Raw genomic sequence first — 21,255 nt, 5'->3', positions numbered from 1 at the left:
GCCCCGTCGTCAGCGAGGGAGCGCTCTACGGCTCCACCATCGGCGCAGCAGACTCCTGGGGCGGCGCCGGGCGTGAGGGTTGGCCGCGTTGCGCGCGGTCGGCTAGTTCGCGGGCATGCGCCTGCTGCAGCAGCAGTCGGGTTTTGCTGACCGCGCGGTCGATGCGGGTCAGCTGGTCAGTGTCCCAGCGCACCACCCGCCCCTGGCCCATCTGCATAGGGCCGTCCCCGCCGTAGACACAGTCAGCCCCCGGTATGTTGCGGCTCAACGGCGTCGAAATGAAGGCGCGGATCAAGGTGCGCACCATGCCGCCGCTGACGCGGCCGCTGGGCCCGGAAAACACTATCCAGGCTTCGAAACTGCCGATGTCGCGGGGCACAGCCCAGAAGTAATAGTGTTCGGTGAAGGAATCGTATCCTTCACCGGGACCAACGTAGATGAGCCCCGGCAAGTAGTAGGTGAGTTTGTCGACGTGCAGCGGGCCGGGATGCCGATTGGGTTCGGTGAAGTAGGCCTGTAACCCCCCGCCGGGAAGGGTTTTGCCGTCGATGTCGCCCCACCCCTTCGAGTCGGCTAAAGGCAGGCAGTTGCGGTGCAGCACGCCGAAGTGCGCCAGATCGGCGGCGGCGTCACTCTGATTGAGGTAGTTGTAAGGGAGTACCGCTCGGAAGACCACTAGGTTTTTTTGGCTGAGCACGGCGGCGGCGTGCGGGACGGCCTGCTCGACCGGGTCCGGCGTGTTGTCGCCCATGTAGACCCAGACGATGCCACCTATCTCCTGCACCGGATAAGCGCGCGCACGGATCCTGCCGCACGCCGGACTGTCGGGCTCGGCCAAATACGCCACACAGGTGCCAGCCCCGTCAAACGTCATCCCGTGATAGCGGCAGGTCAGCGTGCCCGGGCGAAACACCCCCACCTGTCCCAGCGACAACAACGCCGACCGATGCGGGCAGCGGTTTTCCAACGCCCGCGCCACCCCATCGCCGTCACGGAAAAACACCAGATTGTCCCCGGCCAGTGTCACCGGCACGACGCAGTTGTTTTTCAGCTGGCGGGTCTGCAGCGCCGGGTACCAATACTCCCGCAACCCCAAAAACGGGATCTTGTCCCAATTGGCCCGCACATACTCCCACGGCACATCGGCCAGCGAGTGCGGCTTTTCGGCCACCCCGTAGGGCAGCTTCCAAAACCGGTACATCGCCAGGCTGCTGCTGCGCAGCGGCTGCAGCCGCGGCACATCCAACCGCTCACGCAGACCTGGCAGCAGCCCCACCGCCCGGCGTGCCGCCGCGCCGAGCTGATAGCCCAGCACCGTGCGGGCCCGCGCCAACATGCGCACCGGCGGCAACACCGCCGCCAGCTGCGCCTCGCTCACCGGTAACGGTCGCTCGCGTTGGCTGAGTTCATTAGCCATCTGAGCAGCATGGATGAGTTTTCGTGGTGCCGACTCAGTAGAGCGATACTGCAATCTTGATTCTCATGTATGGAAAGTTCTCACACGATATGGTCGCGGCGACATGCTCCTGACGAGGCACAACCTCGTGACAATCGCCGGCGCCGATGCCAGCTAACACGAGGCCTAGAAACCCTCTGCCCTCGGTCATGCGGTCGACTCGCTGCGACCGCTGGGCTGTGAGCTACACACCAGGAGTGTCCTACTGTTCGCAGAATCTCAAATGCGCAGGTCAAAGCTATTCATGCGTCCGGCCGGTTGCGGCACATCCCACTGATTCTGGCCGGTTTCGCGGTGTTTTGTTCCCAAATCCGTTCCCAAGCTTCGTAACGCACACGGCTTAGTTAATTAGGCCGTTTGGGGCCGCGCAGACATCGTCGACGAGGATTCAGCCACCGCCCAGCACCTTAGCTCCCGAGGTGGTCAGGAACGTGCTGAAGCGTCGCGCGGCTGGGGTCAGGCGGCGGTCCTTGTGCCATACCGCCCGGACATGGCGATGCGCCGCGGGGTCGCGTAAGGCAATTTCGACGAGTGCTGGGTCGTGATGTGGCGCGCGCGGTAGCACGGCGACGCCCAGGCCGGCCCGCACAAGTCCGCGCAGTGTTTCGTGCTCTTCGCCCTCAAACGCAAGCTCTGGGGCGAACCCCGCTCGTTCGCACAACGAGTCAAACAACTGACGTAGACCGTGCTCGCGGGTCAGCCCGACGAAAGTCTCGTCGGCGGCTTGACGCAACTCAACTGATGCGCGGCCGGCGAGGCGGTGGTCGGAGGCCACAGTAAGGCACAGCCGCTCCTCGGCCAGGACCAACGATTCCAGGCGATCGTCGGCCCGTGGCATCGACGCGACGACCACGACATCCAAGGCGCCAGCCCGCAGCTGGTCAAGGAGCACAAGCTCCGCGCCCTGCTTGAGGGTGAACGAGATATCGGGGAATGCGGCCAGAAACGCGTCGAGCAGCCGGGGTACGTCGCGAAGGCCGCGGCTGTGGGCGAAGCCGAGCGCGACGCGGCCCCGATCGGGATCGATGACCTCCTGGAGGTCTTGTCCGGCGGCGCGCAGGTTGATCAACGCCTGTTGTGCCGCGGGCAGGAACGCCCGGCCAGCCTCGGTCGCGATGATTCCACGCCCGCGCGGCTGGACTAACGGGGCGCCGATCGCGTCGGCGAGGCGATGCATGACCGCGCTGACGGTGGGCTGCGGCACCCCGAGCCGTTCTGCCGCGCGCCGCACGTGCTGCTCCTCCAAGACAGCCACCGCGATGGCGAGCTCCGGACTGATCAGCCGCAACCATTCAATATCTGGATCAAACACATCAGAAAGTTTATTGGACTGATCAATGCCGGGTGCGGGATCGTGACATTAACGGATCGAACACAGGACAAGATAAGGAAACCACCGTGACCGCCGACACGAACAACTCGATCAAGGCGATGCTGCAGAACAAGCAGTTCATCACCGCCCCGGGCGTTTTCGATCTGGTCTCGGCCAAGATCGCCGATCGCACCGATGCACAGGCGCTCTACATGACCGGCTATGGGGTGGTGGCCTCCTACCTGGGCCAACCCGACGCGGGCCTGGCCACCTACACCGACATGCTCAACCGCGCCGAAGCGATCGTCGATGCCATCCACAAGCCGCTGATCGCCGACGGCGACACCGGCTACGGCGGGCTGCTCAACGTCGCCCACACCGTGCGCGGCTATGAGAAAGCCGGCGTCGCGGTGATCCAGATCGAAGACCAACACTTTCCCAAGAAGTGCGGCCACACACCCAACCGCCACGTGGTCCCTACCCAGGAAATGGTCAACAAGATCAAAGTCGCCTCAGACGCGCGCTCGTCGGCGGACTTCCTGATCCTGGCGCGCACCGACGCGCTGACGTCGCTGGGCCTCGACGAGGCATTGCGACGCGGGGAGGCCTACGCGAACGCCGGCGCAGACATCCTGTTTATTGAAGCGCCGGAATCTAAAGAGCAGATGCGCAAGATCGGCGCCGCGTTCGACGTGCCCGTCTTGTCCAACCAGGTGCACGGTGGCGTCACTCCGATCCTGCCGCCCTCGGAGCTGCAGCAGATGGGCTTCGCCGCCGCGCTATATCCCCTTGCCGGGCTGTTCGCTGCAAGTCACGCCCTGGCCAGCGTGTATCAGGCCCTGGCACAAGGCAAGCCGGTCTCAGAGCCGATGTGCTCCTTCGGTGACTTCGTGGACATGATCGGCTTCCCGAAGGTGTGGGAATTCGAACAGAAGTACGCCGGTCTACTGGCGCAAGATCAGATCTAACCAACTCCGCGAACCCACTCGCGTTGCGTCGAACACGGCTCAGCCAGCCTGTCCGGCCGCAGAGGTCCAACCAAGGAAGCAAGGAGGAGATCAATGACGAGACCAATCACGTCAATCCGAGACGGCAGGTCAGCGTCACATGCTGCTGATGTCGCGCCTGAAGGTGCCGGCCAGCCCACTGATCCGGCTGGCCCGACAGGCCGCCTTTCGACCTGGCTTGCCAACACGACGCTCGACGACGTTCCGGCGCCGGTACGCGAACGCGCCAAGCACCTCATCCTCGACGGGGTAGCCTGCGCCCTGGTCGGCGCGCAACTGCCCGTGTCCCGAGTGGGGGTAAAAGCCGTCACTGCCCTCGACGGCGCCGGCGATGTGGCCTTGATCGGGTGGGCGCCAATTACCACTAGTCCTACGTCGGCGGCAATGCTCAACTCCAGTTTCATCCAAGGCTTCGAGCTCGACGACTACCACCCGATCGCGCCCCTACATAGCAATTCCCTCGTGCTGCCAGCGATGCTCAGCGCCGCCCATCAGGTCAAATCCGTTTCCGGGGCGCGCTTTCTACTGGGCGCGATCCTGGGCTATGAGACGGGGCCGCGGGTCGGGCAAGCGCTCGGCGGCCTGGAGATGCTTTCCCGCGGCTGGCATTCGGGAGTGGTCTTCGGCACGCTGTCGGCCGCGGCCGCGGCCGGAGCGATCTATGGACTGAATGCTGCGGGCTTCGAAGATGCGCTGGGAATGGCCGCCACCCAGTCCTGCGGTCTGATGTCGGCACAGTTCGAATCGATGGTCAAGCGCATGCAACACGGCTTCGCCGCGCGCAACGGGCTAACCGCCGCCGCGTTGGCCGCCGGTGGCTACACCGGGATCAAGCGCGTCTTCGAGCGCCGATATGGCGGATACCTCGCCACCTTCGGCCAGGTCCACCCCACCGACGCCACCGCCATCTACAAGGGTCTCGGCTCGGTATGGGAGACCCAGCGCATCGCCGTGAAGCCCTATGCCGCAATGGGTCTACTGCATGCCGCTATCGACGCCGCGCTCAAGCTGCGTGCTACGGGCGAGGCTGCCATCGATGAGATCGCGCGTATCGATATCGTCATGTCTGAAGCGCCCTACAGCCATGGCGGATGGCAAGCCACACGGCCACTGACGACAATCGGCGCGCAAATGAACGCCGCCTACGCTGTCGCCGTCGCACTCCTCGACGGGTCGGTGCTCATCGACCAATTCAGCCAACGACGCATCAATAGCGACGATGTGTGGAGGCTCATCGACCGAACACACACGCATCACGAGAAGTCCTACGATGCCTTGCCGGAAAGTCAGCGTCTCACGACACGAGTCGTGATCACCTTCCATGACGGCACAACTCGTGAGCAGGTGGTCACCCAGCCACGCGGCACCGGGGACCACCAACTCACCAACGCCCAAATCGTGGACAAGTACCGCAACCTGACCCAGTTAGTGATCGAGACCGACCGCCGACACGCCATCGAGAACGCGGTGCTCGGCCTCGAGACGCTCGACGACATCGCGATCCTGACAGGCATGCTCAACCCGCCGGTGAACGCGGCGCTCGCTTAATACCCTGAGTGCCGCGAGTTTCAATTATCAGTAAAGAAAGTTCTCACAAGCCGAGTCGGTCGGCAAGGTCGTAAGGCACCATTGCACGACGTTCGAACGACAACTGTCGTCAAAACCGTCGTCAGCTCGACCGTGAATGGCCCTAATTGAGCCAAGAATTCGCCAAACTGCCTAGTCAAAAGAGTGGAGCTAAGGGGACTCGAACCCCTGACCCCCACACTGCCAGTGTGGTGCGCTACCAGCTGCGCCATAGCCCCAGATGTTGTGCCCATCGAAGCTACACCACGGCCTGCCAGCCTTCAAAGTCGCTGGTCACGCGGCCTGCGCGATCGCGTCAGCGCAGCGGGTCGAAGTCGCGCAGGCCTGGCGGCTGCTTGCCGGTGGTGATCTGCTCGGCCAACAGCCGCCCGGTCGCCGGTCCCTGCTTCATGCCCCACATGCCGTGGCCACCCGCGACGAAGATACGGTTCTCCAGCACCGGGCCCACCAGCGGACGCCCGTCCGGACTCAACGGACGCGGGCCAACCCAGGTCTCGTCGCGCTCGGTCCAGCGAACCCCGTCGAAGAACTGGCCCGCCGAATCGACAATGGCGTCGACGACGCCGGCAGAGGCCGGCGCTTCGGGGCGACGCAACTCCATCATGCTGGTGACCCGCAGCTTCCCATTCAACGGCGTGCACGCCACCCGCACACCCGGCAGATAAATCGGCCCGAACACCGGACGCTCCACCGGCACCGTGAAGGAGTAGCCACGCCCGGCCTGCACCGGAACCCGAACCCAGCGGCTTACCAGTTTCGGCAACCACGCGCCGGTCGCGATCACCGCCACGTCGGCGGTGAGCGCAGGACCACTCCGGGGTTGCACAGCGACGCCGTGTCCCGAGGTCCGCACGTCGGCGACATCCACGGTGTCCAGTGCTCCGCCACGTTCGACGACCGAGCGACCCAGCGCCTGCACGAACTGTCCGGGATCGACGAACCGCTGACCGTTGATCCGGATGCCGACGGCGACTCCGCTCGAGGCCAGCGGCACCTGCTCGCGCAACTCCGCATCGGTGAGTTCCGTGGTGGAGCTGAGCTGTCCGGCATCCCGCAAACGCTGCAGCTGCTCGAGCAGATGTTCGGCGTCTGCAGAACTGCGGAACAACGCGGTGATCGGCGCGTCGGTGATGGGGGCGTCCACCCCGTTGGAGACCAGCTCGTCGTAAGCCGCCATGCACTCGTGGTTGAGCGTCAGGTTCGCCCGCACCGCGCGCGTCCATGACGACTCCCGGCTGTTCGCGGCGAACCGCAGCAAGAATCTCCACAGGGTCGGATCGGCGCTCAGTGGAATCCGCACCGGCGCAGCGCGATTCGGCAATGACCGCAGCGCGTATCGCAGCGTTCGCGGGTCGTTGAGCGGCACACTCAGCGCCGGAGCGATCCATCCGGCGTTACCCCAGGAGGCGCCCGCCGCGACGCCGGTGCGGTCGACCACCGTCACGGAGACACCGTGCTCTTGCAGAAACCACGCCGTCGACAACCCCACGATGCCGGCACCCACGACGATCGCTGATCGCGGTCGAATCCGGTGGATGTCAGCCATCAAGAACCTCCCGAGCGACGCCGTCGATGTCTATGGTTGCGCGGAGGCGCGCTCATTGCCGTCGACGCTGCTCAGGCCAGTTCCGAGGCGGTCCCGGCCTCCCATTCACCGGGCGGCGGCGTGTGACCCACCACCCGCGTTTCCGGTGCGAACATCCAACCCACCCCAGCGGCCAGCAGCACGATCCCGCTGAGCATAAATCCCCATCCGTAGCTCAGGTGCTCAGCAATCTGAGCCACCGACAACGATCCGACGATGGCGCCCAGATCAACCATCATCTGAAACGTCGACACCGCGGTGCCCGTGCGTGCCGTGCTGCCCAGGATGTCGGCGATCGCGGCCTGCTGCGGTGAGGTAAAAACGCCCGAGGCCGCGCCCGCCACGCACGCCGCAACGAGGAAGACGGGGATCGACGACGACGCGCCCAACCAGATGGTCGCCACCCCGGAGGCGAGGAGCCCGCCGATCACCAGGCCGCGCCGGCCGATCCGGTCGGACAGATAGCCGCTGGGCCACACCACGACCAGGTTGCCGAGCGCAAACATCCCCAGCACCAAACCCGTCATCCGGGGCCCGCGACCCAACACGTCCGACACGAAGAGCGGCACCACCGCCATGCGCAATCCGAACACCGCCCAGCCTGTCGCGAAGTTCGACGCAAGCGCCGCACGGTACGCGCGGTGCCGAAGCGCGGCACGGAACGTCACCGCCTGCTCGGCGTGCTCGGCGGGCGCACCCAGCGTCGATCGGCGCAAGCTATAGGACACCACGACCGCTGTGAGCAGCACCGCCACTCCGTAGATGAGAAAGGGTGCTTTGAGCCCTAAACCTGCGGTCAGACTGCCCACCAGCGGACCGGCGACCGAGCCGATGAGAAACGAGGTCACGAACAGGCCCGCGACCCGCCCGCGCGCGTCGGCCGGGCTGATCCGGATCATCAGACCCAACGCGGAAATGAAGAACATCGTCGAGCCGATGCCGCCGATCGCGCGGTATACCAATAACTGCCAATAAGTTTGGGCGAACGCGCATGTGGCGGTGGACACCGACACGATCAGCAGCCCGGCCACGTAGACCCACCGCTCCCCCAGCCGCTGCACCAGCAGTCCAGTGGGTGGAGCGGAGAAGAGCCGCATCACCGAAAAAATCGTGATCGAGAAGGTCACCGCGCCGAGGCTCACCCCGAACGTTCGGGCGAAGGCCGGCAATACCGGCGAAACCACACCGTAGCCAAGCGCGGCCACCGCGTTCGCCGCGATCAGCACCCAGGCTTCACGCGGCAGACCCATCGATTTGCGACGCCAAGCGCTGAAGCGAGCGCGGCGAGCGACGAGGGTCACCCGATGACTTTATCCACAACCTCCTGGGCCGCTTGCTGAACCTCGGCTAAATGCTCCGCGCCGCGGAACGATTCGGCGTAGATCTTGTAGACGTCCTCGGTGCCCGACGGCCGTGCGGCGAACCAGGCATTGGCCGTGGTCACCTTCAGTCCGCCCAGCGGCGCATCGTTGCCGGGCGCGGTGGTCATCTTTGCGGTGATCTGCTCTCCCGCCAGCTCGGTGGCGCTGACCTGGTCCGCTGACAGCTGTGCCAGCCGGGCTTTCTGCTCGCGGTCGGCGGGCGCGTCGATGCGCGCATAGGTCGGGGCGCCGTATTTCTCCGTCAGCTCCGCATAGCGCTGGGACGGCGTGGCGCCGGTGACGGCCAGAATCTCGGCTGCCAGCAACGCCAGGATGATGCCGTCCTTGTCGGTGGTCCACACCGATCCGTCGCGCCGCAGGAACGACGCCCCCGCCGACTCTTCACCGCCGAAACCGATGGTTCCGCCGATCAGACCGTCGACGAACCATTTGAAACCGACCGGCACCTCGACGAGTTTGCGGCCGATGCCGGCGACCACCCGGTCGATGATCGATGAACTGACCGCGGTCTTGCCGACGGCGATGCCGTCCGGCCAGGACGGCCGGTGGGTGTAGAGGTAGTCGATGGCGGTGGCCAGATAGTGGTTCGGGTTCATCAACCCGGCGTCCGGGGTCACGATGCCGTGCCGGTCGGAGTCGGCGTCGTTGCCGGTGGCGATCTGGTAGCGGTCGCGGTTGGCGATCAGTGACGCCATCGCATCCGGGGAGCTGCAGTCCATCCGGATCTTGCCGTCGTGGTCGAGCGTCATGAATCGCCACGTCGCGTCGACCAGCGGATTGACCACGGTCAGCTCCAGGTTGTGCCGCTCGGCGATGGCTGCCCAGTAGTCCACGCTGGCCCCGCCGAGCGGGTCGGCGCCGATCCGTACCTCGGCCTTGCGGATGACGTCGATATCGACCACGTTCGGCAGGTCGTCGACGTAGGCGTCCATGTAGTCGTGGCGCTGGGCGGTCTGCAGCGCGCGGGCCAGCGGCACCCGCTTCACCGTCTCACTATTCCGCAGAATCTCGTTGGCCCGCTTGGCGATTGCGTTCGTCGCATCGGTTTCGGCGGGGCCGCCGTTGGGCGGGTTGTACTTGAACCCGCCGTCATATGGCGGGTTGTGCGACGGCGTCACCACGATCCCGTCGGCCAGCGCATCTGTGCGGCCGCGGTTGTAGGTGAGGATCGCGTGGCTGACCGCCGGGGTCGGCGTGTAGCGGTCGGCCGAGTCGATCATGGCGACGATGTCGTTGGCGGCCAGCACCTCCAGCGCCGACACCCAGGCCGGCTCCGAGAGACCATGCGTGTCGCGGCCGATGAACAACGGCCCGGTGGTGCCGTGCGCGGCACGGTATTCGACGATGGCCTGAGTGATCGCCAAAATATGGGCTTCGTTGAATGCTCCGTTGAGTGCCGAGCCACGGTGACCCGACGTGCCAAACACCACCTGCTGAGCGACGTCGTCGGGATCGGGTTCGATTGAGTAATACGACGTGACCAGATGGGGCAGATCGACGAGGTCTTCGGGTTGAGCCAATTGACCGGCACGCGGGTTGTCCACCATGGCTACCAATTCTGCCTGTGCGCGCCGCCCCCTGGGGCTGCGTCAGTTGGAGTTCCGCCATACGCTGCGTAGCGCACCGGCAAACGAAGGGAATCGACTCAGTGGCATACGACTACCGCGAGTTGGCCGCCGTCTTCGTAGGCGGCGCGCTGGGCACGTTGGCGCGCACCGGCCTCGCCAGCCTGGTGGTCGCCGACCCGACGCGCTGGCCGTGGCCGACGTTCATTGTGAACATCGTCGGCGCCTTCCTGGTGGGCTACTTCACGACGCGGTTGCTGGAGCGGTTGCCGTTGTCGAGCTATCGTCGGCCCCTGCTCGGGACCGGGCTGTGCGGTGGGCTCACCACCTTCTCGACCATGCAGGTCGAAACCCTGAAAATGATCGAACACCGTGACTACGGCCTGGCGGCCGGGTACACCGCCGCCAGCATCCTGCTGGGCTTGCTGGCGGTGTATGTGGCCACCGCTGTGGTGCGTCGAGTACCGGTGCGATGATCGTCTGGGTTGGCGTGCTGCTCGCCGGCGGATTCGGTGCGGTGCTGCGGTTTCTCGTTGACGGCACGGTGGCCCGACGGGCGGCGCGTTCGTTTCCGTTCGGGACGCTGGCGGTGAACATCAGCGGCGCCGCGCTGCTCGGCCTGCTCGGCGGCCTGGCGTTGAGCCGGCACGCCGCATTGGTCGCCGACACGGCCTTCATCGGTTCCTACACCACGTTCTCCACCTGGATGTTGGAAACCCAGCGGCTCGGCGAGGAGCGTCAGGTCCGTGGCGCGGTCGCCAATCTTGTCGTCAGCATCGTGTTGGGCATCGCCGCCGCGCTGCTCGGGCAGTGGATCGCGGGGCGACTCTGAAGTCAGGTGAGCGCGGGCACGACCTTGTCGACAAGCAGCTGCACCGACTTCCACGCTTCGTCGATCGGCATGCCGCCGACCAGCGGGTGCAGCACGATCGGTCCGTAGTCGATGGCATTGGTTTCACGGCGGACTTCGGCGATCAGCTGGTCGGGAGTCAGGAAGCGGTATCGTCCCGACGCCCTGACCTCGTCCAGCGTCTGAACTCCGGGCAGGTGCATGAGCGAGCGTTGGTCTTGCGACCAGCCGCCGTAAGTGACTGCCTCCCACAGAATGTGCTCGCCGAGCTCTGCCCACGCTCGTTCGGGGTCTTCATGCAGGTAGATCATGCCGCGGTTGATTGGCCCGGGCATGATGACCAGGGGCGCAATCCCGACATCAGCGCACAGCTCGCGATAGTAGGCGGCGACGTCGGGCAGATGGTCGGCCAGGCTGAGGGGAAGGCGAAAACGCGCGGCGCGCCGTGCCGTGACACGCGCGCCTCCCCCGACGTAGAGCGGCGGATGTGGACGCGTCCAGCTTCCGGTGCAGACCCCGGGCGCTGAATCGGCGCCTGACCACACGGCCAGCATTCGCTCGATCAGGCTGTCCATCAGCGTGCCGCGCTGGCCGAAATCTACTGCGAGGGCGTCGTATTCGACGGTGCGGTAGCCCAGACCAACGGTGGTGTGCAGTCGACCGCGGCTCATGTTGTCGACGAGTGCGATGTCTTCGGCGAGCCGAACCGGATTCCACAACGGTCCGAGCGCGCAGTCCACGCTGGCGATCAGCGTCGAGGTTCGCGCCAGGAACATCCCCGCCGCCATGATCGGGTTGCAGCTCCATCCGTGCCCGGTCGCGTGGTGCTCGTCGACGCTCACAGTGGTGATTCCCCGGGACTCCCCCCACTGCGCCAGTTCGAGTGCGGCACGGACTAATTCGCTTTGCGTGCGTGGATCTCCGTGCGGCGAGGCGAAGTTGAAACGCAGCACCGTCAGCAGCATGTCCGACCTCCGGTCAGGCTCTAAGCCGGCGCCGCCGCCGACTGCAGGAACGCGGGAAAGTCGGGGAACAACGCGCGGTCGACGATCTCGATACGGGTGCCGAACGCGTCGATGTAGTAGGCGAACAGCGCCAGATCCGGCGGCGAAATATCAGCGGTGGCTTCGAAGGTGAAGCCGTCGGCCTCCAGCATCCGTGCGGTCTCGGCGAGATCGTCGGTGAAGTATCCGAGGTGATGGACGGAGTTGCCCGGCGCCGCAATCCACGGACTGTCGGGCACCTGCTGGATCAGTTCCAGGTGGGGACTCTGCAGCGAGTAGACGAACGTCGAGGTGAGTTCGCGGCTTCCGTTCGCGGTGCGGAACGGCAGCGTGTATGTCAACGGGGTGATCCACCGGTAGCCGGCCAACGCGCTCAGTCGGGCCATGGCGGCCTCGAGATCGGCTACCACGATGCCGGTGTGGTAGTAATCCTCCGGCCGTAATGCGAATGCCATGTTCTTCCTTCTCGTTTCAGATGCAGTCCGATGCGCCGTCGACGACGAACACCGCGCCGCTGGTGTACCTGCTTTGTTCGGTGCACAGAAAAGCCACCGTGGGTGCTATCTCCCCGACGGATCCAAAGCGCCCCAACGGAATGTGAGCCAGCTCGGACTCGACCAGCTCTTCGGCGATATGCATGGGTGCGGTCATCGGCGTGTCGATGGTGCCCGGCGCGACCGCGTTCACCCGGATTCCCTTGCCGGCCCATTTGACGGCGAGATTTCTTGTGACGTCGATGACCCCGGCTTTCGCGGCGCCGTAGCCGGGTACCAGCGGAACGGCTCGCAACGCAGACATCGACGCCAGGTTGACGACGCTGGCGCCTCCGCTGGCCGTCGATGCCTTCAGCGCTCGGTAGAGCGCGACGGTCAGGCGGTAGGGACCGGTCAGGTTCAGCGCGACCGACGCCTCGAACCCGTCCGGCTTCGACTCGTCAAGGCCGCCCGGGAAATTCGCTCCGGCGTTGTTGACCAGCACATCCAGCCGGGTGAAGTGCCGAGCCAAAGCATCCACCGAGTCGTGGTCGGTGATCTGTAACTGGCGATAGGTCATGCCGGACAGATCGAGGTCGTAGTCCGCCGCGGCCGGTTTGGTCCCGGTGATGGTGACCTGTGCCCCGGCGTCCCGAAACAACACGGCGGTCGCATGCCCGATACCGCTGGTGGCGCCGGTAATCAGCGCCTCGGTGCCGGTGAAGTCGAAGCTCACTCGCGCTGTCATGAGTTTCTCGCTATTTGTGCGGTGAGCCAGGCTCTTTCCCAGAAGTTGGTCGTATCGGCCAAGAGCTTTTCGTGGGCTTCTCTGAGTACCTCGCGAGCCCCCGGATGGTCCGCCTGCGCCGTGGAAACCAGCTCGGCAAGGTGGATGGCATGCAGTGGGCGGCCGGCACCAAGGTGCGTTCGGGCCTGTTCCACGAGTGCGTCGGCGCCGGCCAATTCGACCACGTCGGCGCTGACGGCGTCGAAACCAACCGGATAGAGCTCGGTCGTCGACCGATGGTGAAACCAGCCCGAGTAGTTCTCCCAGATGGCCCGCACATCCCAGGCGACCTTTCCATAGCCTTGACCCACTTCGTATTCCGCGGGCAAGGTGATCTCCCGCATCAGGGTCCGGACGTCTTTGCCGGCGTTCATCCCGGCGACCGTCTGGTCGTGAATGTACTGGATGGCTTTGCGCAGCCGGGTTAGCTCGGCGTCGATGCGCTCGGCGCCCGAGATCGGCGCGAAGTGGCCGGTCACCAGGAGTTCGGCTTGCAGATCACGAACACGTTCGACAGAGGCGATGGCGGTCAACGCATCCCGGTACCGGTCACCTCGCATCGTAACCAGGTTGGGGATATGCCCGAAGATCGGACCGAAAGTATTCCCGCACAGGCAAATCTGCTCGTCCGGGAGCCACACCACGAGCGAGTCGTTGGTCTCCCCACCGGGCACGGAGATCAATTCCATGCGCCGCCCGCCGACCTCCAGCGCGAGGGCGTCTTCGAAGTCGAGATCAACACTGGGAACACTCTGGGCCGGCAGACGCTTGGTGCCGAGCCGGCGTTGAATGGCCCGGATGCCGGTCGCCAACGTGTCTTTGAAGGCGAACGCGCTGCGGCTGGCCCGGTATGGGATGAGGCGTTCGTTATCATCTCGCCATGAGGTCCAGTTCGCTTGTGCGACAACCGTTGTATCCGGGTCCCGCACGCTGTCCAAGCCGCCGACATGGTCGACGTGCCCCTGGGTGAAGACGATGTAGCGCACCGGCGAGGAGTCCACCGCGTCGAAGTTGGCGCGGTGCACCGGCCCCTCGAACCCCATGCCGGTGTTGATGATCACCCGGCCGTCATCGGTCGTCAGCAGGTAGGAATTCGACAGACCCGGCGAGCACCACAGCCCCGGGGAGATCTGCTCGGCCTTTTCAGCGGCGGCCGGGCGCAGGCCGTCGGCGCCCGGCCGGCTGCGGTAGACCGGTTCAAACGTCACTGTTTCTCCTTCATTCGGCGCGTACGTCGAACCTGTCGAAATAAAAGTCGAACCGGGCGCGGAGTTCGTCGGGCGAGACGCCGAAATGGCGTTGCAGGTCGTAGCGGATACGGCCGTGCTTGCCGCGCGGATTACCACCGAGGTAACGCTGGAAGCCTGAGCGCACCTTCGGGGTCAATTCGACGCCGCCGCGACGGTAAAGCTCGTCCAGCAAGGGTATTTCGTTGCCGTTCAGGTGGTGGAAGCTGATGTCGATGCTGCGTTCGGCCGGCACCAGGTCGCGGTCGCGCACACACGCGCTCAGCAGCCGGTGCACCCGGTCGGTCCAGTAGTCCAGCAGCCAGTCCGGTTCGATGCTGGTGCGACGCAATCGGTCGGAGTACGCCATCATCGTGATCGCCGATTGGATCACCGCGACGGGATCGCGGTGCGTGAAGGCCACTGTCGCGTCGGGGAAGGTGGCCATCAGCGGGCCGAGCTGCTCGCAGTGCTGCGGGCTTTTGAGGACCCACGTCTGCGGTCCACGCAGGAATGTCAACGCCTGCAGGACTTTCTTCATGTAAGCGTAGTGCCGGTTTTGGTCGAGGGCCAGGTAATAGTCCCGCCAGTCCGGCACGCGCGCATGCCATTCCAGAACGTAGCCGGCCAGATCCAGGTCGAGCAGTTCGACTTCCTCCTCGATCGCCTCCGGGAACCGGTCGTGCATGGCGGCCACGACGGGGGCGCTCGCCATCAGTGCGTCGTGTTCGGACTTGGCTCGCGCATAGCGGGGGTCGACGCCGAAAGTGTCCGGGCCTTGCCCGAGCGCCGGGATCGGATCCTGGCTCTCCCAGTACGGCAGCGCGCGGCGGCGCGGATCGGCGGCGATGAGATTGACCAGATGCGTGGTGCCGGATCGTGGCATTCCGACGACGATGAACGGCTTCTCTATCCGGATCGACTCGATGTCGGGATACCGCTTGATGAGGTCGGTCAGCGAGAGCCGGTTGCGCAGCAGGCGAACCACTCGTTGCCGCAGCGAAGAACGGGTGAGCTGGGTCAGACCTTGGTCGGCTTCGATCGCTGCGACGTGGGCGGCCAGGCGGTCGCCGAAGCCGTCGGTGTCGTCGAGGTCGTCGACGCTGGCCTGTTCGGCCGCCTCGGCAAGCATCTGGTCGATGTCGAACTCGACTTTTCTGGCCTCGGTGAACTCCAGAATCTGACGCTGGACATCGGTCAGCTGGGGCGACTTCAGATCGTCGAAGTCGATGTCAGCTGTGTCGCGGTCCGCAGAACTCACAGGGCCGCCTCCTCGACTAAGTGCCGAATGCAGACTAGCGCCCGGTCGCGCGGGGTTTAGCCGCATCCTGTCCGGGTACGCCGTTCTGGAACGGGCCAGGCAGGGTGCCCGGATTCGTCAACTCCCGAACGCTGGAGGTATGTCGCATGTCCGAGATGATCATCCAATCGCCCGACGAAGTGATCGCGTTCCTGAAAGCACAGCACAACCTCATCGAGGACCTGTTCGACGAAGTGCTGCACGCGACGGACCCGCATGCCCGGGAGAAACCGTTTGTGCACTTGCGCCAATTGCTGGCTGTGCACGAGACCGCCGAGGAGATGGTGGTACATCCTCGAGTGCGCCGCGAAGTGGATGCCATCGACTCGATCGTCGATGCTCGGCTCGAAGAAGAGCATGAGGCAAAGGAGCTGTTGTCGAGGATCGAGAAGATCGATATCACCTCACAGCAGTTCATCGATGAGCTGACAAAACTGCGGGATGCGGTGCTGGACCACGCCCTGCATGAGGAGAGCTACGAATTCCCTAAGTTGCAAGAGGAACTCAACGCCGACGAACTCAAGCGGCTGACGGCAGCGGTACGGGCGGCTGAGGCCATCGCGCCAACCCGTCCGCATGCCGGCGTGGAATCGGCGATGTTGAATTTTGCCGTCGGTCCGTTCGCGTCGATGGTCGACCGCGTTCGTGACCTGATCGAACACGGCATCGGCTAGACATCGTGGGCGGGCGCAGCGCCTAGGAGGTCAGGGAGCTGATGCGCCGAATGACCTCGTCGCGACCAAGGGCGCGCGCAACTTGGAATAGGTCGGGGCTCTTGGTCGACCCGGTCAAGGCCACCCTGATCAGCTGCGAGGCTTCCCGAATCGAACCCGGATAGGTGTCCGGGCTCTGCTTGTATTCCTTTGCGCTGCTTGCGAAGCCGAACTTCTGGGCGAGGTCTCGCACTTGCTGGAACCACTGAGCAGCGTCATCGATATCCCGGTAATCGGCGACGAAGGCGCCCGCGAACGACCGGACCAGGTCGGTCGGGAGCCCGCCCAGCTGAGCATCGGTAGCGTCCGCGAGCGTGAACAGGTCGGCAAAGAAGAAGCCGTAGGCCTCACGAAAATCCGACCATTTGCGGAGGTCTTTGCGCGGGTTGGTGACGCCCTCGCGTTCGACGGCGAGTGCGGCCAATGTCGTGTCCGGATGAGCCTGGATCACGCGGTGGAGTTCGGGGTCGAACTCGGCTGACCACGCTGTCACCGCCGTGTAGATTTCGGCTCCACTCAACGTCGCGATGTAGTCGGCGCTGATGTCTTCGAGCTTGACGAGGTCTACCAAGGGGCCGGCGCCTCCGCACTCGGCCAGCGAGATCGGCGCGGCGAGCGCTTCCGGCAGAGGTATTTCCGCAAGGCGTCCGTTGGCCAGCCCGCGCAGGTAGTAGAGCACCGCATCGGCGGGATAACCGGCCCTGATGTAGAAGTCGACGTCGGCTTCCGGGTCCTTACGCTTGGACAGCTTGCGCTTGCCGCCCGGGATTTGCTTCATCAGCAGGGCGATGTGCGCATAGGTGGGCGGCTCGAACTGCAGCGCTTCGAAAAGCTGAAGGTGCAGCGACACCGACGAAAGCCACTCCTCGCCGCGAATCACCAGGTTGACCCGCATCAAGTGATCGTCGACGGCATGGGCGAAGTGATAGGTGGGCAGCCGCACATCAGCCGACGATTTGAGAATCACCGCGTCGTTGTAGTTGGCCTCCATCGACAGCTCGCCGCGGATCGCATCGGTGAACGAGGCCCGTTGTCCGGTGCGGCCGGGCGAGCGGAAGCGCACCACATACGGCATGCCCTTCGCCAAGTTCTCCCGAACGGCGGCGACGTCGGCGTCGCGCCAGATGGCCCAGTCCCCGTAGTAGCCGGTCGGGAGCTTGGCCAACTGTTGGCGCGCTCGAATTTCGCCAAGCTCTTCGGACGTGGCGAAGCACAGATACGCCTTGCCGGATCGCAGCATTTCTCGCGCGTAGGTCAGGTAGATCGTGGCGCGCTCCGACTGGCGGTAGGGACCGTATGCGCCGGTCTGGTCGTCTTCGTCGGGAGGGATCCGAAAGTAGCCGAATGCGCGCGCGAATTGTTCGTATGCTCCCGGCACCTCCCGGGATTGATCGGTGTCCTCGACACGCACGAAGTAGCGGCCACCGGTCTGGTTCGCCACGGCGCGGTCGATCATCGCCGTGAAGATGCCGCCGAGGTGGATGAACCCGGTCGGTGACGGTCCGAGCCGGGTCACTTCAGCGCCGGCGGGCAGCTCGCGGGGTGGATAGCGCTCTTCCCACTCGCCCGGCTCAGGCAGATCGGCGGGAAAGAGGCTGTCGACCTCATGCGGCTCCAGCATCCGGTGACGGCTCCTATCGGGACGGTTTGCCTGGTCGATGTTAGTCACGCCTCCGTAGGGTGGTGATGTGAGCGTCGCTCCGGACATGACCGTTACTCTGCAAGACCGCTTCTTCCGCGACTTGCCGGAGATGGCGACCCGCTGGCAGGCCGAGACGTTTCCCGACCCGCGGCTGCTGGCACTCAACGAGCCGCTGGCCACCGAGCTCGGCTTCGACGCTGCCTGGCTGCCGACTCCCGACGGGCTGCGCTTCCTGGTGGGCAACCTGGTTCCCGGCGATGCCGCTCCGGTGGCCCAGGCCTACGCCGGTCACCAGTTCGGCGGCTACGTGCCACGGCTGGGCGATGGGCGCGCCCTGCTGCTGGGCGAGCTCGTCGGCGCCGACGGGCGCATCCGCGACATCCACCTCAAAGGTTCCGGCGCCACACCGTTCGCCCGCGGGGGTGATGGCCTCGCGGCGGTGGGACCGATGCTGCGCGAGTACATCGTCAGCGAGGCCATGCACGCTCTGGGTGTGCCGACGACGCGTTCCTTGGCTGTGGTCGCCACGGGACGGCCGGTGCAGCGCGAGACGGTTCTGCCGGGCGCCGTGCTCACCCGCATCGCCAGCAGCCACCTGCGCGTCGGGAGCTTCCAATACGCTGCGGCCACCGCCGACCTGGACCTGCTACGACGCCTCGCCGACCACGCGATCGCGCGCCACCATCCCGAGGCAGCCGACGCTGGGGCTCCCTACCTCGCGCTGTTCGAGGCGGTGGCCCGAGTCCAGGCCTCGCTGGTGGCCCGTTGGATGCTGATCGGTTTCATCCACGGGGTGATGAACACCGACAACATGACGATCTCCGGCGAAACCATCGACTATGGACCGTGCGCCTTCATGGAGGCCTACGACCCCGACACGGTGTTCAGCTCGATCGATCACTGGGGGCGCTACGCCTATGGCAATCAGCCCGCCATCGCCGGGTGGAACCTCGCTCGCTTCGCCGAGGCGCTTCTTCCGCTGCTCTCCGAGAACATCGAAGAGGGCATTGCGCTCGCCGAGGAGTCGTTTGGGGCATTCCGCGACGAGTACGACACGGTCTGGACGTCCGGGATGCGAGCCAAACTTGGCCTGCCTGCGGACATCGACGCCGGGGTCGTCACCGCCTTGGTCGACGAGCTGCTGCTCCTGCTGAAGGAAAGCCGGGTGGATTACACCTCGTTCTTCCGCGAGCTCAGCCGGACTGCCCGCGGCGATGCCGGGCCCGCCGGCTTTGACGAGTGGACGTCACGCTGGCGAGCGCTGGGCCCGGACGCCGAATCAATGGACCGCGCGAACCCGATCTACATTCCACGCAACCACCTCGTCGAGGAAGCGCTGACCGCCGCGACGGCGGGCGACCTGGATCCGCTGCAGCAGCTACTCGTCGCCGTCACCGGCCCCTACGAGGAACGAGCGGGGTTCGAGCGCTACGCCAGTCCAGCTCCCGAAGACTTCGGCACCTATCAAACCTTCTGCGGTACCTGATGCGATTTCGGTGCTGAGCCCAACTTGTTCGCTTTGCGGACTCCGTTGTCCAGCAGGCCGGCCGGGGCAAACTTCTTCAGCAGCGACAACTGCCGGGCGAGGGGGCCAGCCGGATACCGTAACTTCGGCGTACGGTCGGTGGCTGCCTTGAGCGCGACTCGTGCGACGACGGCGGGATCATCCCCCGCGCGTACCGACTTGGCCAGAATGTTCTTGACGTGCTCACGAACGGGCGCGTAGCTCTCGATCGGCGAATCGGCGTCGGTGGCGCTCGCCTCAAACGAGGTGTTGGTGTAGCCAGGTTCGACAACCGTGACCCGGACACCGAATTCGCGGGTTTCATGGTCGAGCGATTCCGAATAGCCTTCGACTGCATGCTTTGACGCCGAGTACAGCGCGCCGTAGGGCGCCGGCAAAAATCCCAGCACCGAGCCGATGTTGATGATCCGGCCGCTGCGCTGCGCCCGCAGATACGGCAGCACCTCACGGGTGACTCGCACCAGCCCGAAGAAGTTGGTGTCGAAGAGCTGCTGGGCCTGGGCGGTCGAACTCTCCTCCGCGGCGCCGAGGACGCCGAATCCCGCGTTGTTGACCAGAATGTCGATGCGACCGGCGCGCTGGACAACCGTAGATACTGCCGCGGTGACCGACTCGTCGTCGGTGACGTCGAGCTGGATCAACTCCACGCCGGCAATCGGCTCGGTGTTTCGCGGATTCCGGCTTGTACCGAAGACTTCGAAGCCCTTTGCGGCGAAGGCGCTCGCGACCGCGTGACCTATTCCCGAAGAAGCCCCGGTCACCAACACCACGGGCGATCGTTTTGACATTTCCACTCCTAGTAAACCGATTGGTGTACTTCTATCCGGCCGCTACGCTACACCACTTGACGGGCGATGTAAACCGGTCGGTATACTCCGGGTATGAGCAAGCAGCAAGTGGCGACCAAGGGAGGCCGTGGCGCGCGCCAGCGCATCCTGAACGCTGCGGCGGAGTTGTTCTACCGGGAGGGCATCAACGCCACCGGCGTTGAGCGGCTCGCGGCCGAATCTTCGGTCTCCAAACGAACTCTCTACCAACACTTTCCGAGCAAGACAGCGGTGGTGGAGGAATATCTGCGCAGCATCGAAGACCGCGTCAACCCCTTGGGGGACGTCGGCGACCAAACGCCGCGCGAGCGCTTACTGGCCGTTTTCCAGGCGCCCGCCCGCGGCGGACCGCCACGGGGCTGCCCGTTCCACAATGCGGCCGTCGAGGCAGCAGGATCGATGCCGGGAGTTCAAGAGATTGTTCGCACCAGCAAGCGCAGCTTCATCGACGGACTGACCGAGCTCGCCAACCAAGCGGGCGCCGCCGACCCGCGACTATTGGGCAACGAGCTCGGCGTGCTCTATGAAGGTGCGGCCGCACTGGCTACGTCGCTGGACGACTTGTCGCCCTGGGTGCATGCTCGCGCGGCAGCAGAGAAGCTGATCGATCAAGCGCTCGCCCGCTGATCCTGGCACGCCTGTCACATCTGCCCCACCAATTTCTGGGCGGAGCCGGCGCGCACAATTTGCCCGCCTTCGAGCGACACCTTAAAGCGCGCAACGGATTTGTCGCTCAAAGGCGGCCACAACGAACACCCCAAACCCGCGGAGACTCCTGTGACTGGTGTGGTCGGCAACGCTTAGCGCGCGCCGCGCACCAACCGGCCGGGGCGAGCGCCGGTGTCGACGCCGTCGCGGCGGGTCACGACGCCGTTGACGATCGTCGCGCTGTAGCCGGAGGCGCCCTGTACGAGCCGGTTGCCACCTGCCGGCAGGTCATAGGCCATCCGGGGCGCATGCAGGGTGAGCGCATTCATGTCAATCAGGTTGACGTCGGCCCGCTTTCCGACTTCG

General features: G+C 65.1%; 19 protein-coding genes, 1 tRNA gene and 1 pseudogene. 7 read left to right on the top strand and 14 right to left on the bottom strand.

The features are described 5' to 3' along the window. Positions 1 to 25: 25 nt before the first annotated feature. Both VNW74_RS05695 and VNW74_RS05690 read right to left on the bottom strand, forming a co-directional pair. Positions 26 to 1,417, bottom strand: coding sequence for a Rieske 2Fe-2S domain-containing protein (locus VNW74_RS05695; protein WP_325675625.1), 1,392 nt, complete (start codon positions 1,415 to 1,417; stop codon positions 26 to 28). 427 nt (positions 1,418 to 1,844) lie between these two features. Further along, entirely contained in the window at positions 1,845 to 2,768 is a 924-nt protein-coding gene (locus VNW74_RS05690; RefSeq protein ID WP_325675624.1) for a LysR family transcriptional regulator, read from the bottom strand. Between the two features lie 86 nt (positions 2,769 to 2,854). Here VNW74_RS05690 and VNW74_RS05685 point away from each other — a divergent pair, with 86 nt between their 5' ends. Together VNW74_RS05685 and VNW74_RS05680 are read left to right on the top strand one after the other, a co-directional pair. Beyond that, positions 2,855 to 3,736, top strand: a complete 882-nt coding sequence (locus VNW74_RS05685; RefSeq protein ID WP_325675623.1) for an isocitrate lyase/PEP mutase family protein — start codon at positions 2,855 to 2,857, stop codon at positions 3,734 to 3,736. A gap of 93 nt (positions 3,737 to 3,829) precedes the next feature. Beyond that, a complete protein-coding gene (locus VNW74_RS05680) occupies positions 3,830 to 5,323 on the top strand; it encodes an MmgE/PrpD family protein (RefSeq protein ID WP_325675622.1) in 1,494 nt (497 codons plus the stop codon). Positions 5,324 to 5,507: 184 nt separating this feature from the next. On the opposite strand, the gene VNW74_RS05675 is transcribed toward VNW74_RS05680, so the two are convergent. The 4 genes from VNW74_RS05675 to pgm form a co-directional block, all read right to left on the bottom strand. Further along, positions 5,508 to 5,580, bottom strand: a tRNA-Ala gene (locus VNW74_RS05675). A 77-nt stretch (positions 5,581 to 5,657) separates the two neighbouring features. After that, positions 5,658 to 6,908, bottom strand: a complete 1,251-nt coding sequence (locus VNW74_RS05670; RefSeq protein ID WP_325675621.1) for an FAD-binding oxidoreductase — start codon at positions 6,906 to 6,908, stop codon at positions 5,658 to 5,660. 71 nt (positions 6,909 to 6,979) lie between these two features. Beyond that, positions 6,980 to 8,197 carry an MFS transporter gene (locus VNW74_RS05665; RefSeq protein WP_325675627.1) on the bottom strand — a complete coding sequence of 406 codons (1,218 nt, stop codon included), beginning with the start codon at positions 8,195 to 8,197 and terminating at the stop codon, positions 6,980 to 6,982. A gap of 47 nt (positions 8,198 to 8,244) precedes the next feature. Further along, entirely contained in the window at positions 8,245 to 9,876 is a 1,632-nt protein-coding gene (gene pgm / locus VNW74_RS05660; protein ID WP_325675620.1) for a phosphoglucomutase (alpha-D-glucose-1,6-bisphosphate-dependent), read from the bottom strand. Positions 9,877 to 9,977: 101 nt separating this feature from the next. Here pgm and crcB (VNW74_RS05655) point away from each other — a divergent pair, with 101 nt between their 5' ends. Beyond that, positions 9,978 to 10,370: a fluoride efflux transporter CrcB gene (gene crcB, locus VNW74_RS05655; protein ID WP_325675619.1), complete on the top strand. Its 393-nt coding sequence runs from the start codon at positions 9,978 to 9,980 to the stop codon at positions 10,368 to 10,370. Beyond that, positions 10,367 to 10,726: a fluoride efflux transporter CrcB gene (gene crcB, locus VNW74_RS05650; RefSeq protein ID WP_325675618.1), complete on the top strand. Its 360-nt coding sequence runs from the start codon at positions 10,367 to 10,369 to the stop codon at positions 10,724 to 10,726. Before crcB (VNW74_RS05655) ends, crcB (VNW74_RS05650) begins: the two co-directional genes overlap by 4 nt. A gap of 2 nt (positions 10,727 to 10,728) precedes the next feature. Here the strand turns inward: crcB (VNW74_RS05650) and VNW74_RS05645 are convergent, their stop codons facing one another. Genes VNW74_RS05645 through VNW74_RS05625 form a run of 5 tightly spaced genes read right to left on the bottom strand, consistent with a single transcriptional unit; the run spans position 10,729 to position 15,495 of the window. Beyond that, the gene (locus tag VNW74_RS05645; protein ID WP_325675617.1) at positions 10,729 to 11,709 is read right to left on the bottom strand and encodes an LLM class flavin-dependent oxidoreductase; all 981 of its coding nucleotides are present in this window, start codon (positions 11,707 to 11,709) and stop codon (positions 10,729 to 10,731) included. Between the two features lie 20 nt (positions 11,710 to 11,729). After that, positions 11,730 to 12,203 carry a VOC family protein gene (locus VNW74_RS05640; RefSeq protein WP_325675616.1) on the bottom strand — a complete coding sequence of 158 codons (474 nt, stop codon included), beginning with the start codon at positions 12,201 to 12,203 and terminating at the stop codon, positions 11,730 to 11,732. Positions 12,204 to 12,219: 16 nt separating this feature from the next. After that, positions 12,220 to 12,969 carry an SDR family oxidoreductase gene (locus VNW74_RS05635; RefSeq protein WP_325675615.1) on the bottom strand — a complete coding sequence of 250 codons (750 nt, stop codon included), beginning with the start codon at positions 12,967 to 12,969 and terminating at the stop codon, positions 12,220 to 12,222. Next, on the bottom strand, positions 12,966 to 14,216 hold the full coding sequence (locus VNW74_RS05630; protein ID WP_325675614.1) for an MBL fold metallo-hydrolase: 1,251 nt from the start codon (positions 14,214 to 14,216) through the stop codon (positions 12,966 to 12,968). Before VNW74_RS05630 ends, VNW74_RS05635 begins: the two co-directional genes overlap by 4 nt. A 10-nt stretch (positions 14,217 to 14,226) precedes the next feature. Further along, the gene (locus VNW74_RS05625) at positions 14,227 to 15,495 is read right to left on the bottom strand and encodes a sulfotransferase (protein WP_325675613.1); all 1,269 of its coding nucleotides are present in this window, start codon (positions 15,493 to 15,495) and stop codon (positions 14,227 to 14,229) included. Positions 15,496 to 15,641: 146 nt separating this feature from the next. Between VNW74_RS05625 and VNW74_RS05620 the strand changes: the two genes are divergently transcribed. After that, entirely contained in the window at positions 15,642 to 16,208 is a 567-nt protein-coding gene (locus VNW74_RS05620) for a hemerythrin domain-containing protein (RefSeq protein ID WP_325675612.1), read from the top strand. 22 nt (positions 16,209 to 16,230) lie between these two features. On the opposite strand, the gene VNW74_RS05615 is transcribed toward VNW74_RS05620, so the two are convergent. Then, positions 16,231 to 17,916 carry a glutamate--tRNA ligase gene (locus tag VNW74_RS05615; RefSeq protein ID WP_325675611.1) on the bottom strand — a complete coding sequence of 562 codons (1,686 nt, stop codon included), beginning with the start codon at positions 17,914 to 17,916 and terminating at the stop codon, positions 16,231 to 16,233. A gap of 37 nt (positions 17,917 to 17,953) precedes the next feature. On the opposite strand from VNW74_RS05615, the gene VNW74_RS05610 reads away from it, so the two are divergent. Further along, complete coding sequence (locus VNW74_RS05610) at positions 17,954 to 19,375, top strand: protein adenylyltransferase SelO (protein ID WP_325675626.1); 1,422 nt, start codon at positions 17,954 to 17,956, stop codon at positions 19,373 to 19,375. On the opposite strand, the gene VNW74_RS05605 is transcribed toward VNW74_RS05610, so the two are convergent. Beyond that, positions 19,354 to 20,202 (bottom strand): oxidoreductase, encoded by an 849-nt coding sequence (locus VNW74_RS05605; protein ID WP_325675610.1) that lies wholly within the window; start codon positions 20,200 to 20,202, stop codon positions 19,354 to 19,356. The genes VNW74_RS05610 and VNW74_RS05605 overlap by 22 nt on opposite strands. Positions 20,203 to 20,295: 93 nt before the next feature. Here VNW74_RS05605 and VNW74_RS05600 point away from each other — a divergent pair, with 93 nt between their 5' ends. Next, on the top strand, positions 20,296 to 20,868 hold the full coding sequence (locus VNW74_RS05600; protein ID WP_325675609.1) for a TetR/AcrR family transcriptional regulator: 573 nt from the start codon (positions 20,296 to 20,298) through the stop codon (positions 20,866 to 20,868). A 173-nt stretch (positions 20,869 to 21,041) separates the two neighbouring features. On the opposite strand, the pseudogene VNW74_RS05595 reads toward VNW74_RS05600, so the two are convergent. Further along, positions 21,042 to 21,255, bottom strand: a pseudogene (locus VNW74_RS05595) (D-aminoacylase); the annotation flags it as partial.

The sequence above is a fragment of the Mycobacterium sp. genome (assembly GCF_035570115.1).
Lineage (GTDB): Bacteria > Actinomycetota > Actinomycetes > Mycobacteriales > Mycobacteriaceae > Mycobacterium.
Note: the sequence above shows the minus strand (reverse complement) of the source record. Positions and strands in the feature narration are given on the sequence as shown.

Bases quoted from the DNA above. Each gene is read 5' to 3' on its own strand.
- VNW74_RS05600 (WP_325675609.1), top strand. From the start codon at position 20,296: ATGAGCAAGCAGCAAGTGGCGACCAAGGGAGGCCGTGGCGCGCGCCAG.
- VNW74_RS05645 (WP_325675617.1), bottom strand. From the start codon at position 11,709: ATGCTGCTGACGGTGCTGCGTTTCAACTTCGCCTCGCCGCACGGAGAT.
- crcB (WP_325675618.1), top strand. From the start codon at position 10,367: ATGATCGTCTGGGTTGGCGTGCTGCTCGCCGGCGGATTCGGTGCGGTG.
- VNW74_RS05605 (WP_325675610.1), bottom strand. From the start codon at position 20,202: ATGTCAAAACGATCGCCCGTGGTGTTGGTGACCGGGGCTTCTTCGGGA.
- VNW74_RS05680 (WP_325675622.1), top strand. From the start codon at position 3,830: ATGACGAGACCAATCACGTCAATCCGAGACGGCAGGTCAGCGTCACAT.
- VNW74_RS05610 (WP_325675626.1), top strand. From the start codon at position 17,954: ATGACCGTTACTCTGCAAGACCGCTTCTTCCGCGACTTGCCGGAGATG.
- VNW74_RS05695 (WP_325675625.1), bottom strand. From the start codon at position 1,417: ATGGCTAATGAACTCAGCCAACGCGAGCGACCGTTACCGGTGAGCGAG.
- VNW74_RS05640 (WP_325675616.1), bottom strand. From the start codon at position 12,203: ATGGCATTCGCATTACGGCCGGAGGATTACTACCACACCGGCATCGTG.
- VNW74_RS05620 (WP_325675612.1), top strand. From the start codon at position 15,642: ATGTCCGAGATGATCATCCAATCGCCCGACGAAGTGATCGCGTTCCTG.
- VNW74_RS05670 (WP_325675621.1), bottom strand. From the start codon at position 6,908: ATGGCTGACATCCACCGGATTCGACCGCGATCAGCGATCGTCGTGGGT.
- VNW74_RS05635 (WP_325675615.1), bottom strand. From the start codon at position 12,969: ATGACAGCGCGAGTGAGCTTCGACTTCACCGGCACCGAGGCGCTGATT.
- VNW74_RS05665 (WP_325675627.1), bottom strand. From the start codon at position 8,197: ATGGGTCTGCCGCGTGAAGCCTGGGTGCTGATCGCGGCGAACGCGGTG.
- pgm (WP_325675620.1), bottom strand. From the start codon at position 9,876: ATGGTGGACAACCCGCGTGCCGGTCAATTGGCTCAACCCGAAGACCTC.